The sequence below is a fragment of the Streptomyces sp. McG3 genome, assembly GCF_018619185.1.
GTDB lineage: Bacteria > Actinomycetota > Actinomycetes > Streptomycetales > Streptomycetaceae > Streptomyces.
In genome coordinates this window covers 1-12,998 of sequence record NZ_JAAXYC010000229.1, presented here as the reverse complement: position 1 = coordinate 12,998, position 12,998 = coordinate 1, and the positions used below count along the sequence as shown (strand labels likewise).

Annotated in this window: 11 protein-coding genes; 2 read left to right on the top strand and 9 right to left on the bottom strand. The window is 70.3% G+C overall.

The window, feature by feature from the left end:
• Positions 1-125: 125 nt before the first annotated feature.
• The 9 genes from HET64_RS28275 to HET64_RS28235 all read right to left on the bottom strand — a co-directional run bounded on the left by HET64_RS28275 (position 126) and on the right by HET64_RS28235 (position 10,235).
• Positions 126-1,268 (bottom strand): DegT/DnrJ/EryC1/StrS aminotransferase family protein, encoded by a 1,143-nt coding sequence (locus HET64_RS28275; protein WP_215109990.1) that lies wholly within the window; start codon positions 1,266-1,268, stop codon positions 126-128.
• A 112-nt stretch (positions 1,269-1,380) separates the two neighbouring features.
• Positions 1,381-2,730 carry an alkaline phosphatase gene (locus HET64_RS28270; protein ID WP_215109989.1) on the bottom strand — a complete coding sequence of 450 codons (1,350 nt, stop codon included), beginning with the start codon at positions 2,728-2,730 and terminating at the stop codon, positions 1,381-1,383.
• Positions 2,727-3,773 carry a Gfo/Idh/MocA family oxidoreductase gene (locus tag HET64_RS28265; protein WP_215109988.1) on the bottom strand — a complete coding sequence of 349 codons (1,047 nt, stop codon included), beginning with the start codon at positions 3,771-3,773 and terminating at the stop codon, positions 2,727-2,729. The genes HET64_RS28270 and HET64_RS28265 overlap by 4 nt, the downstream gene beginning before the upstream one ends.
• Before the next feature lie 44 nt (positions 3,774-3,817).
• Positions 3,818-4,975 carry a dTDP-dihydrostreptose--streptidine-6-phosphate dihydrostreptosyltransferase gene (gene strH / locus HET64_RS28260; RefSeq protein ID WP_215109987.1) on the bottom strand — a complete coding sequence of 386 codons (1,158 nt, stop codon included), beginning with the start codon at positions 4,973-4,975 and terminating at the stop codon, positions 3,818-3,820.
• Positions 4,976-5,148: 173 nt separating this feature from the next.
• Entirely contained in the window at positions 5,149-5,748 is a 600-nt protein-coding gene (locus HET64_RS28255) for a streptomycin biosynthesis protein StrG (RefSeq protein WP_215109986.1), read from the bottom strand.
• Between the two features lie 9 nt (positions 5,749-5,757).
• Complete coding sequence (locus HET64_RS28250) at positions 5,758-6,603, bottom strand: glycosyltransferase (protein ID WP_215109985.1); 846 nt, start codon at positions 6,601-6,603, stop codon at positions 5,758-5,760.
• Positions 6,604-6,646: 43 nt separating this feature from the next.
• Entirely contained in the window at positions 6,647-7,693 is a 1,047-nt protein-coding gene (locus HET64_RS28245) for an inosamine-phosphate amidinotransferase 1 (protein ID WP_215109984.1), read from the bottom strand.
• A 550-nt stretch (positions 7,694-8,243) separates the two neighbouring features.
• Positions 8,244-9,167 carry an APH(6)-I family aminoglycoside O-phosphotransferase gene (locus HET64_RS28240; protein WP_215109983.1) on the bottom strand — a complete coding sequence of 308 codons (924 nt, stop codon included), beginning with the start codon at positions 9,165-9,167 and terminating at the stop codon, positions 8,244-8,246.
• Between the two features lie 231 nt (positions 9,168-9,398).
• A complete protein-coding gene (locus HET64_RS28235; RefSeq protein ID WP_251145983.1) occupies positions 9,399-10,235 on the bottom strand; it encodes a streptomycin biosynthesis protein in 837 nt (278 codons plus the stop codon).
• A gap of 623 nt (positions 10,236-10,858) precedes the next feature.
• On the opposite strand from HET64_RS28235, the gene HET64_RS28230 reads away from it, so the two are divergent.
• Together HET64_RS28230 and rfbB are read left to right on the top strand one after the other, a co-directional pair.
• The gene (locus HET64_RS28230) at positions 10,859-11,926 is read left to right on the top strand and encodes a glucose-1-phosphate thymidylyltransferase (RefSeq protein ID WP_215109981.1); all 1,068 of its coding nucleotides are present in this window, start codon (positions 10,859-10,861) and stop codon (positions 11,924-11,926) included.
• A gap of 65 nt (positions 11,927-11,991) precedes the next feature.
• Positions 11,992-12,981 (top strand): dTDP-glucose 4,6-dehydratase, encoded by a 990-nt coding sequence (gene rfbB / locus HET64_RS28225; RefSeq protein ID WP_215109980.1) that lies wholly within the window; start codon positions 11,992-11,994, stop codon positions 12,979-12,981.
• Positions 12,982-12,998 lie beyond the last annotated feature (17 nt).

The window sequence follows — 12,998 nt, the reverse complement described above, 5'->3', positions numbered from 1 at the left end:
GCGGTACGGGGGGCATGGCGGCTCTCCTGGTCGGTGTCGGGGACGTCGCGGGGGTCGGGCCCCGCGCACCGGCGGTACGCCGCCGGCGTGCGGGGCCCTGATGCCGGGCATGGCGCCGGGGCGCGTCACATCGTGACGGCGACGGCCTTGCGGACCTCGTCGGAGATGTGGTCCAGGTGGCCCTCCGCGAGCCCCGGGTGCGACGGCAGCGCCAGCAGTTCCTGCGACAGCCGCTCGGCCACCGGCAGGGACACCCCGTGGTGGCCGGCGAACGCGGGCTGCTTGTGCAGGGGGTACGGGTAGCGCAGCAGTACCGGGACGCCCCGCGAGCGCAGGTCTGCCGCGATGTCCGCCGCGCTGCGGCGCCCGCCGCCCGGCACCACGCGCACCGCGTACTTCCAGTACGCGTGGGTGGTGCCGGGCGGCTCCACCGGCAGCTCCAGACCCTCGACGCCGGCCAGCCGCTCGGAGAGGTGCGCCGCGTTGCGACGGCGGGCCTCGACCAGGTCGCCGAGGCGCTTGTGCTGGGCGAGGCCAACGGCCGCCTGGACCGAGGTGAGGCGGTAGTTGTAGCCGACCTCGTGCGCCCAGATCATCCCCGGACTGCCGGAGACGGGGCCCTCACCGTGGCTGCGCAGTCGGCGCACCCGCTCCGCGTAGACCGGGTTGTCGGTGAGCACGGCGCCGCCCTCGCCACCCGAGGTGATCACCTTCTGTTCGAAGAGGCTGACACAGGCGAGGTCTCCGAAGCCGCCGATGGGCCGGCCGCCGATCTGGGTGCCCAGCGCCTGCGCGGCGTCTTCGATGACCGGCACGCCCGCCTCGGCGGCCACGGCGGTCAGAGCGGCCATGTCGGCGGCTATGCCGTTGATGTGGACCACGACGATGGCTTTGGTGCGCTCCCCGATCAGCGACTTCACCGAGTCCGGGTCCAGGCAGTGGGTGTCCGGTGTGACGTCGGCGAAGACCGGGCGGGCACCGAGGTACACCACAGGGCTCGCGGAGCCGATGAACGTGTGGGTGGGCACGATGACCTCGTCGCCCGGACCGACGTCGAGGGCGTGCAGCGCCAGGTGCACGGCCGCCGTGCCGGTGGACACCGCGACCGCGTGCTCGACGCCCTGGCCGGCTGCCAATGCCGCCTCGAACGACTCGACCGTGCTGTTCCCCTGCCCCACCAGGCGGTTGGAGCGCAGCGCCGCCACCGCCGCCTCGATGTCGTCGTCCGTCAGCTGGGGCCACCGCGGCAATTCCTGGAAAGAACTCAACGGTTCGTACCTTTCGACTCGATGGGTTTCTTCGTGGACTTCTGGGTGCACGTCTCCGCTGCCGGGGGTTCGGCGTGCGGTCCGGGCCGAGCCGTGCGCACGTGGCCGGGGTTCAGCGCAGCCCGAGCGCCGCTCTCACCGTGCCGAACAGCGAGGTGTTCTCCTGGACTCCGCGCACCCGGTGCGCGAGCGGCCCGCGTGCGGCGACCGGAACCGGAACCCCGGTGTGCTCCTGCGGCTCTCCGGGCAGGGCGGTACCGTACCCGAGCTGCATCCGGCCGCCCTCGTCGGTGACGAGCGTGGCTGACAGCCCTGCCGGCCGGGCGTCGTCGGGCAGCACCTGGGTCGCGTGGCCATGGTCGGCGGTGACGATCACGAGGGTGCGGGGATGCCTTTCGGCGTAGGCGAGAGCGGATGCGACCGCCCGGTCGAACGCCACGGTCTCCCCGAGCTGGCCGCAGGGGTCGGCCTCGTGCGCCCTGTCGTCGATCGACGCGCCTTCGACCTGGAGGAAGAAGCCCCGTCCGGGACCCCCCGGCCGGCCGGCCCGAGCCGTCAGCAGTTCCAGCGCCGCCCGGGTGGACTCGGCCAGGTCGGGTGTTCCCGCGGGCCGGGCGGGGTTGTGGACGGCGCACCGCTGGGGTGTGGTCCCGCCGCGTGCGGCCGGTGCTCCGGTCCACTCCACGGGCACGTAATCGGGTGCGAACAGCCCGAGCACCGGCCGGCCGGGGCGGGCCGCCGCCAACTGCGCGCGGTCGCGCACCACCTGGTAGCCGGCGGCGCGGGCTTGCTCCAGGACCGTGCGGCCGCGGAACGGGCCGTCCGTGACGGTCTGCGCGAAGTGGCCGGACCCGCCCCCGAGCAGGACGTCGGGGCGGGCGGCGACCGTCTGCTCCGCGATGGAGCCCGCGCCGCCCCCGGCCCGGGTGTCCGCCGGGCAGGCCGCCATGTCCGCCGGGCCCTTGCAGGACCGGTCCGTGACGTGCGCCGTCAGTGCGGCGGGCGTGGCGTCGGCGACCGATGCCGTGGTGACGCTGCCTGTCGCGTAGCCACGGTCGCGGGCCAACTCCAGCAGGGTGGGCATCGGACGGTCGGTGTCATGGGTTTTGGAGACCCGCCCGTTGACCGTGCGCCGCCCCGTGGCCCAGGCCGTGGCACCTGCCGCCGAGTCGGTGACGTAGACCGGCCGGCCTCGCTCGTCGACCGAGAAGGTGGTGCGTCGGCCCTCCGATTCGAGGGTGTCCATGGCCAGCCTGCCGGCCGCTCCCACCGAGTAGTTGCGTGCGGCGGTGATCTCCGCGTCGCCCATGCCGTCACCGATCAGCAGGATGACGCTCTGCGCCGGGCCCGGTCCGCCACCCCCGGTCGCGGTGGGGGCGGCGGGTGTGGTGGCCAGGACGAGCAGGACGGAGCCCAGGACCGCACCGCGACGCCATGGCAGCCGCCCGTACGCGAGTCTCATCGGGCCGGACCTCCGACGAGCGCGGCGGGGGCACCGTGCGGAGCCGGGTCCAGCACGACGCGGGCGCCGGTTCGGGCGGCACGGCCCGCGGCCGCCGCTACTTGCTGCGCCCGCAGGGCCTCCTGTCCGGTACAGGGGCTGGCCGCTCCCTGCGTCACCGTACGGACGAAGGCGAGGATCTCCTGCCGGTAGGCCGTCTCGAAGCGGTCGGTGAAGTCCTGGTACGCGGGGTGCGCCCGGGAGCCGGGCGGGCAGCCCGTGCCGTCCTGGCCGAGCAGGCGCAGCGGGGTCCGCGCGTCGAGCCCGACCGAGTACGAGCCCTTGGTTCCCAGCACCTCGACCCGGTGGTCGTATCCGTGCGGGTCGAGCCGGGAGGCGGACAGTACGGCGCGGGCGCCGTCGGCCAGGGTGAGCACCACGGTCGCCACGTCGTATCCGGAGCCGACGAGCAGACGTGCCCCGTCCGCCTGCACGGCGACCGTGGGCTGCCCGGTCAGCCAGTGCACGGCGTCGATGTCGTGGATGAGGCAGTCCGTGAAGATGTCCCCCGCCGTCTCCTCGTACGCGTCGGCCGGCGGCCGGTGGTCGAAGGCCGTGCAGCGCACCAGCAGGATCCGGCCCAGCTCGTCCGAGGCGATCAGGTCGCGCAGCTGCTGGTACTCGGGGTCGCAGCGCCGTTGGAAACCGACGTGCAGCCGCGTGTGCGCGAGCGCCTCGGCCAGCTCGCGGGCCTCGGTCTCGTCGGCGGTCAGCGGCTTCTCGCAGAACACGGGGAGTCCGGCCCGCGCCGCCGCCAGCAGCGGGGCCCGGCGCTGTGTCGCGGGGGTGGCCACGATGAGCGCGTCCACCTTCGCGACGGCATCGGCGAGTTCCCGCTCCACGGTCACCTCGGCCTGCGTGCCCGCCGCGAGTTCCTCGGCCAGCCGGTGCGCACCGCCGAGGTCGATGTCGTGCACCACCAGGTCGGGTGGGTCGGGCAGTTCGAGCAAGGTGCGCGCGTGCAGTCGGCCCATGCGGCCGGCTCCAACGATTCCCACTCTCATCGAGGGTCTCCGTAACGTTGTGCGCGGTGAGGCGCGCGGGGCCTTCAACCGAGGACTGCGGCCCATCGGGGGTCGGTCACGTCCACCCCGGACGAGTCGAGCTTGGTACGCAGCTCGTCGCGCAGCCCGGCCATGTCCGCCTGGGACCGGAGCAGGTTGGCGGCGAGCCGGGTACCGCGGGTCCGGTAGCTCGCGGGGACGTCCGCCCGCCCGTTGAACTCCTCCAGCAGCAGCGCGTCGACATGCGCGGCCCAGGGCAGTTCGTGGATGCCGGCGGCGATCTCACTGGGCCGCAACCGGTGCCAGTACGAGATGCCGCCCGCGTGCACCAGCTGCGGGGCGAAGACCTTGGTGCCGGGGAAGCTGTGGAAGTGGGCGATGCGCAGCCCCGCCGCCAACGCCATCAGCTGGTAGAACATCAGGCCGTCGAAGACGACGCGGATCACTTCGTTGCCGTTCTGGAGGTGGTGATAGCGCTCGTGGCTGCGCACTTCTCGACCGTCGTCCAGCACGTCGACCAGCCCACCCTGCGGAAACGGCAGACGCGGGCCCTCCAGGGCCATCACCCGGGCCAGCGCCCGCTCGTGGTGCGGTTCGATGAGCCGCACCATGGCGCCGTCGATCTCCTTCTCCGGGCCGGGAGCGATGTAGGAGTACGCGGCGGGCGTCACGGTGCCGCCGATGGCGCGCTCGATGTCGGGGCGCACCCGCGGGTCGAGGGCCAGGAGCGGTGGCGCGGCCAACGGGATCGGACCGTAGCTGAGCGGGCCGCTGACCGCGACGCCCGGCTCCAGCCCGTCCATGCAGCGGTCGAACCAGTCGGAGTCGGTGACGAAGCAGTCGACGTCGACGATGCCGAACGGCCGGTCCAGGTTGCGCAGCAGGAGCTCGAAGATCTCGTGGCTGCCGACATGGTCGTCCATGTCGAAGACGGGCATGCCACCGCTCATCCGGTCGCGGAGCCCGGTCTCCTCCTCGCTCAGTCCGGAGCAGATGAACACGCAGTTCAGCTGCTCGGGGGTGAAGCGCAGGAAGTGGTGGAGGACGTGCAGCAGCCCGGACGAGAAGAAGCAGAACCACGGGGGGCGGTCTGCCGGGAGGCCGTTGAGGAACTCCCTGAACGGCTGGTCCAGGTGGTGCAGGGGTTCGTCGGGCCGTGGGTCGCCCGGAGGTTTCCGGGTCGAGGAGGAGGTCATCACCATGTTGAGGCCGTTTCCTTGCTAGCCGCGATGTCTCGGTGGTCATCGGCGCGCCGTCGGTGGGCCGCGACGCACGTTCCGCGGAGGGCGGGAGCGGGGGTTGGGTACCGGCACGCGGGCGGCGCGGCGAGGCGTGCCGCACCGCCCTTCGCCGTGAGGGGCGGAGCCGGCCGGGTTCAGATGGTGTCCCAGTACTCCCCGAGCCGGAAGGGCAGCCCGAAGGACACCGACTTCCTGTCGTTGGGCTGGTAGGCGGACCGGGGCAGTGTGCGGAAGTCCATGCTGACCCGGCTGGTGTCGGTGTCGTTGACGACGTTCCCGTGCCAGGAGTTCGCGCCGTCGAACACGATGACCTCGCCGTACTCGGCGTGCACCGGCTCCCGGTCGATCCACAGCGTGTTGTTGCCGTACGCCCTGGTCAGCGGTACCCAGTAGTTGACCTCGGCGGGGTCGTGCCCGAAGTCCCGGTCACGGTGCCAGGACCCCACGGCTACGGAGTTGCGCAGATGCACCCGGAAGGTGGGTATCCGCTGGATGTAGACGTCGTCGACCGCGTCACCCAGCAGCTCGCGCGCCAGCGTGCGGTACACGGGCGTGATGACGTCGACGTTGTCATAGAAGCGTCTGTGGTACGGCGTGCTCTGATCGGTCTCCCGGGTGGCGGGCCGTTCGCTGGCCGCCAGACCCTCCAGGTCGTCCTCGGCCATCACTTCCCGGACGAGGTCGGCGAGAGGAACCTCGGTCACGTCGTAGCGCAGTCGTGTGTACTTGGCCATGTGCTCTCCTCACACCAGCATGCGGCCGCGCAGACGTGTGCACTGCCGGTACCATCCGCCGACCAGCCGGTCGATGACCGGGTCGCCCGTCTCTCCGTCGCTGACCTCGTCGGACCGCCCGCCCACCCGCATCGCCAGCCGTCGGGCGGCGAGCCGCAGCGGTACGGCGGGGATGGTGAGGCGTTCGAGGTGGTTGCCCAGCCGCTCCGCCGGGCTGAGGTCGAAGAACTCGCGGTGCCAGCGCAGTTCGTTGTGCCGCCAGTCCTTGAGGCCGTTGAAGCCGCGGCCGTCGTTGTGGTGCATGACGTCCTGCAGGTCCTGGACCATCACGCGCCTGCCCGCGGCGCGCACCAGAGTGGCGAGGATGACGCCGAGGCCCTCGAAGCCGCGGTAGTGCCCTTCGGGAAAGCGGATGTTCTCGATCGTCCAGCGGTTCACGCACAGGATGACGTCGTCCACGGCCTCGACCTCGTAGCGGTCCGAGCCGTAGTCATGCACCTTGTCGTAGTCGGTGACCCGGCCGCGCCTGGTCTCCCTCTCGTTCCACCAGGCCAGCGAGACGGTGTCGGAGCCGCCGACCGAGCCGAGCATGCCCACGGAGTCGTCCTCGAAGACCGACTGTGCCACCTCGGCCGGGTTCTTCCGCAGCTCGACGTCGTCGTGGAGCATCACCAGGCCGGTGACGTCGGAGTTCGCGGCCGCCTGGTCGAACATGGCGTTGTAGGCGGAGAACAGCGAACGCTGGTTGCGCATGGTGAACACCGGGCTGCCCGGTGCCCGGACGCGCTCGATGCCCGGCAGACATGTGCGCTCGAACAACGTGCCGGGGCCGACGCAGACGCCGTAGCCAATCACGTGTGACAACCTCCCTAGCCGTAACGGAGTTGAGCGGTCTCTTTCAGAACTGGTACGTCTCCAGGGAGCCGGCGCGCCGCACGTCGAGGGTCGCGCAGTGGAAGCCGCCCCCCAGGGTCCGCGAGTGGGTCAGCTGAAGAGGCAGCACGTTCATGCCGTGCTTCTCCAGGAGCCTGATCAGCGCGGTCTGCCGGCGGTCGACCACGGCCAGGTCGGGCCGTACCACCAGCAGGTTCATCCCGATCCACACCGAGCAGTGCGGCTTGTCACCGGTGAAGCCGATGTCCACCAGCTCGGGGCAGGTGATGTTCTCCCAGGAACGCAGGAAGTCGGGCATGTTCCGGTCGTTCACGCGCGAGGGATTGGTCAGGACGAGACCGGGCCGCAGGGGAACGATCGTGGAGTCGACGTGGGTGGAGGCGTACAGCTTGCGGCAGGGGTGCACGGTGTAGGCGTCGCCGACCGCCGACTGCAGCCACTTGGCGCCCAGTTCGTTCCCGCTGTCGGACACCAAGTACAGCAGGTCGGTGCCGAATCGCAGCACGTTCGCGGCGTCGAACACCGGCTCCTCGTCGGTCAGCCGCTCCCCCGCCGGGGCCTGGGGAGCGTAGGAGTCGTCGGTCAGCCGCGGCTTGGGCGCGGACAGCCAGCGGGAGCCGCTGGCGAAGTACTCCAGCAGGATGTCCTTGTACGCGAGCGACTCCAGGAATCGGGACCGCAGTGCCATCGGCGTCTCGATGATGGTCTGCCCCACGGACAGCAGGCCGTCGCGCGGGCAGTAGTCGTGGAACCCGTCCGTCTCCCAGTCGGGGGTCTTGATCACGGCGGAGTGGTCACGGGGTCCAGGGCGCCGGACGGTGACCCCGAGTTTGGTCAACTCCGCTGCCAGGACGTGAAGTTCCTCCTCGGTCTCCTTGAGCACACGGTCCGGGTAGGCGCCCGAGGGAATCTGTTCCTGGCTCTCGTAGTCCCCCGCGTACTCCACGGCGAAGACACTGCGGTCGGCGGTGGGCACCCGGGCGCCCACCGCGGTGCCGACGATGACCTCCTCCAGCGGGTCCCATTCGTTGTGCACGCTCACAAGGCTCATAACTCTCCTCCATCAGGCGGGACATGACGACGGCCGGCGCGGCAGGGGAAACGGCGGCGGACCCGTCCGCCGCTGCGCGGGCACGGACAGGAGTACGGACCGGGGTTGGTGCGGTCCGCCGCGAACTACTCGACTCGAAAGGGCTCGGGTGTACGGGGGCGGGTGCGGACACACGCGTGCACCGGACACAGCCGGGCGGGTACGCGAGGGGTGCTGCGGTTCCCACTGGATTCAGCGGATCCCGGCGGGTGGGAGGCGAAGGGTGGATCCGGTGATCCGCCGCGGCCGCCTGCTCCTCCGCACTCATCGAAGGCTAGCAGCGCCGCTTCACCTGGTCATGCGTCCACCGAGCGGGTCCACGGCACCGGGTGCAGACGGCTCTGGGCGCCGACGGTTCCGGGCCGACGGTTCCGGGCCGACGGATCCGGACCGACGACCGACGCCGGAAGCGTTCGACTGCGCGGGGTCAGCAGTCGAACGCCGGGGAGGAGCCGTGAGGTGCGGGCGGCTCAGCGGCCCGCACCCACGCTTTCAGCGCTTCACCCGCGCCTCAGTGCTTCGCCAGCGCGTCGGCCACGGCGATCTGGGAGGGGGCGATCGCGGTCCGCCCGTCCTCGATGTCCCACAGGGTGTTCTGCAGCAGCCGGGCCAGCGTCCACCCGGCCGCCCTCCCTCGGTCCAGCTCCAGCGCCTCGGTCACCAGGTCGAAGCGCCGCCGCACCACCCGCAGCGCGTCACCGGTGGCCTCGATCCGCTCCCACCCGGTGTCCAGGGCCGGCCACAGATCGAACCCCGGGTCGCCGACCAGGGGTTCGGGGTCGATCGCCAGCCACGGCTCGCGCTCGGCGGCCAGCACATTCTCGTAGTGCAGGTCCCAGTGCAGGATCCGGTCACCGGGCTCGCCCACCAGCTCGGCGACAGCCGACGCCCAGCCGCGCAACCGGCTACGGTCCTCCGGGTCCGTCAACGAGTGCACGGCAGAGGGCACTTCCTCCACCATGGCGGCGGCGATCTCACCCAGTCCACGCAGCCCCGGAGGCGCCGGAACGGAGTGCAGCCGGGCCAGCAGCCCGGCGAGGATCCGCATGGCCTCGTCGTCGTCCTCGACCGCCTCCAGGGTGTGCGAACCGTCCAGACGTTCCAACAGCATGGTGCTGCTCGGCGCGTCGTGGTCGAGCAGCCGCACCATGCCGTTCCCGTTCCAGGTGCGCAACCCGATCAGCGCGGCCGTCGTCTCCTCCCGGGGCATCTGGAGCTTGAGCGCTGCCCGGGTGCCGTCCGCGCGCAGCACCGGCACCACGAGGGAGGCCTCACCGGAGTGGACGCCGCCGTCCCTCTTCAGCTCCCAGCGGTCGATGCACCGCTCGACGAGAGCGGGCAGTCCTGCCACCCAGGCACGCCCCTCCTCGCCACTGCTTCTGCTGTACGACTCGGCCAGGCCGTCCGGGACGTGGATGCTGTCCGACGAACTCATGGGGAATTTCCTTACACATGGAGAGGGTTTCCCGCCCGGTCGCGCCGGCGGGGCCCGAGGGCCCGTCGGCGCGACCGGACGGCCTTGCGTGGTTCACTGGTTCACTTGCTTCGGCCGGGGCGGCTTCGGACGACCGGAGATGTCCGGGGGCCCTGCCGGGATCGCGCCGACCGTGCGTCGGGGACGCCGACGACGCTCCTCAACTCCCCCGCGGGCGGGAGGTTCCCACCGTCATCCGACATCGCTCAGGGGCCGGCCCGCCGTCTCGTCGAGGTTCGCCTGGTCCAGTTCCTCCGCCACCCGGGACCAGATATCGGCACAGCTACGGGCGAGCTCGGCTATGACCTTGACGCAGTGCGGAGGAACGTTGCCCAGGAGACGGTCCCACTCGTGGTTGCGCACGGCCACCACGTTCAGCCAACGTAGCAGCGCCCGACCGTCCTCGGTCAGCCGTACGGACGGGTCGCGACTGAGGTGGCGCAGCGCCATGACCTGCGGCGCCCAGTTCCCTTCGGTCCGTGCGGCACGGACCGGCGGCCGGGCGGCGACGGGCTCTTCCTGTTCACGATCGCGTTCGGGCAGCGGGCTCTCACCGCGGCTCAGCCGCTTGCGGACATCGGAGGCGGTGCTCGGGGAGACGCCGGCCTGGGCGGCGATCTGACGCAGCGACGCCGAGGGGTTCTCCTGGATCAGCCGACTCGCCAGCTTCCGCCCCTCGGTGGGGTCCAGCGGCCGGGCCCGACCGTCCCTGCCGATCCGCACGTTCGACTGCGGAACCCCCACAGTCGAACAGGACCTGAGAGTCCCCACCGTCTTCGCGGACAGTCCGGTCGCCAGGCCGATGGCCCGGTCGGACCAGAACGGATGGGTCTCCAGGACGCGGGACGCCGCGACCTTGCGGTCGTCGAGGGAGAGCGGCAGACCGTGGGTGACGTTGGACTTCACCGCGAAGATGAATGCCTCCTCCTCGCCGCCCTCGAAATAACGCACCGCGATCTCGGTGGCTCCGCGCATTTTGGTTGCGCGCAGCCGGTGCATGCCGTCGATGACGCGCTTCGTGGCGGGCATGACCACGATAGCGGGCAACTCTGCTCCCGATGCGGCAAGCGTGCGGATGTGCTCGACGTCTTCGCCGGCACTCCGCGGAGAATCAGAAGGAAGTAATGATTCGACCGGCACCATGGTTACGTCGGATAATTTGAGTTCGCTTTCCTCGGACGCCTCCACAGATACCACTGGCCGCTCGAGGGCTTGCTCGGGACTGTTCCCTGAAATATGCTCCATTACACACCCTTCAATCACGGGCTTTCACGGCGATAAAGAGCGGTGCTTTTTCACTTCGCGAATCCTAGCACCCGGACATCCGGGCGCATCCAGGTAAAACAGTCCGGGTGACCGAAAAACGACCTCGAAATAGAAGGGCTGCCCCGCCCGGTGCGCTCGCGCCGGACGGGGCAGCCGGAACGGACCGCTCCACCCCGCCCCTGTGGGTGATCGCGCACCTCCTGACACCCATTCCTTTTTGGCCATGCCAAGATTTTGTTAACTGCCTGTCGAATACGCGGCGACCGAAGCACCCCTTACACAGAACACGGAATCGCGCCATCACGGCTGATTCCCTTCGATCACTGTTCGGCAGCACATCCGCTCGCGCAAGGCGGCCCGCCCCACGACCACGCGAGGAGCACCACATGAAAGCGCTCGTACTGGCAGGCGGCACAGGAACTCGACTCAGGCCCATCACTCACACGTCTGCAAAGCAATTGGTCCCGGTCGCCAACAAGCCCGTCCTTTTCTACGGGCTGGAGGCGATAGCCGAGACCGGAATCACCGACGTCGGCATTGTCGTGGGCGACACGGCGAGCGAAATCACCGCCGCAGTGGGAGACGGCTCGAAGTTCGGAATGAAAGTGAGCTACATTCCACAGTCGGAGCCCCTGGGACTCGCACATGCCGTGTTGATTTCCCGCGATTTCCTGGGCGAGGACGACTTCATCATGTATCTCGGCGACAATTTCGTGGTGGGCGGCGTCGAGGACTTGGTGAGGGAGTTCCGGGCGGCCCGGCCGGACGCGCATCTGCTGCTCACCCGGGTGCCCGACCCCCAGTCCTTCGGCGTGGCCGAGCTGAGCGCTTCGGGCCAGGTGCGCGGCCTGGAGGAGAAGCCCGCCCACCCCAAGAGCGACCTCGCCCTGGTCGGCGTCTACCTCTTCTCACCCGCGATCCACGAGGCCGTGGCGGCGATCACCCCCTCCTCGCGCGGGGAGCTGGAGATCACCGATGCCGTGCAGTGGCTGATCGACGCCGGCCGGGACGTGCGCTCCACCCTGATCACCGGCTACTGGAAGGACACGGGCAATGTGACCGACATGCTGGAGGTGAACCGCCTCGTGCTGGAGACGACCGAGCCGTACTGCGACGGCCTGGTGGATGAACAGAGCGATCTCATCGGCCGGGTCCGCGTCGAGAAGGGCGCCGAGGTGCACAACTCCCGGGTGATGGGCCCAGCCGTGATCGGCGCCGGCACCGTCGTGACCAACTCCTATGTGGGACCTTTCACTTCCCTCGCCGAGGACTGTGTCGTCGAGGACAGCGAGGTCGAGTTCTCCATCGTGCTGCGCGGTGCGTCGATCACCGGGGTGCGGCGCATCGAGGCCTCGCTGATCGGCAGGCACGTCCAGGTGACGTCCGCGCCGCGGGTGCCTCACGCACACCGGCTCGTGCTCGGCGACCACAGCAGGGCGCAGATCTCCTCCTGACGTCCCCCGGTCCCTCTCGCGCCCATCCGACTCGATCCTTCCGACCAGAAGCGGAGCCTGTTGCCTTGACCACTCATCTGCTCGTCACCGGCGCGGCCGGTTTCATCGGTTCCCAGTACGTCCGCACCCTGCTCGGCCCCGACGGACCGCCCGATGTGGTGGTGACCGCGTTCGACGCCCTCACCTACGCGGGCAACCCGGACAACCTGGCTGCCGTACGCGGACATCGCCGGTACCGTTTCGTGCAGGGTGACATCTGCGACGTCGGCCGGGTCGACCAGGTGATGGCCGGGCAGGACGGGGTCGTCCACTTCGCCGCCGAATCCCATGTGGACCGTTCGCTGCTCGACGCCTCGGTCTTCGTGCGGACCAATGTGCACGGCACCCAGACCCTGTTGGACGCGGCGACACGGCACGGGGCCGCGTCCTTCGTGCAGGTGTCGACCGACGAGGTCTACGGGTCCCTCCAGCACGGCAGGTGGACCGAGGACGAGCCGCTGCGGCCCAACAGCCCCTACTCCGCGTCCAAGGCGTCCGCCGACCTGCTCGCACTGGCCCACCACGTCAGCCACGGTCTGGACGTGCGGGTGACCCGCTGCTCCAACAACTACGGACCCCGCCAGTTCCCGGAGAAGCTCATCCCCCGGTTCATCACCCTGCTGATGGACGGGCGCAGAGTGCCGTTGTACGGGGACGGGCTGCACGTGCGGGAATGGCTGCACGTCGACGACCATGTACGCGGGATCGAGGCGGTCCGTACCCGCGGCCGGGCCGGCCGGGTGTACAACATCGGCGGCGGCACCACACTGAGCAACAAGGAGCTGGTGGGGCTGCTGCTCGAAGCAGCCGGTGCCGACTGGGACAGCGTGGAGTACGTCGAGGACCGCAAGGGACATGACCGGCGCTACGCCGTGGACTCCACACGCATCCAGCAGGAGCTGGGCTTCGCTCCGGCCGTCGGCCTGGCCGACGGGCTGGCCGCCACCGTCGCCTGGTACCACACGCACCGTTCCTGGTGGGAGCCGCTGATCCCGGTCGGCTCGCTACCCGCCTGAACGGGGCGCCCCCGTCC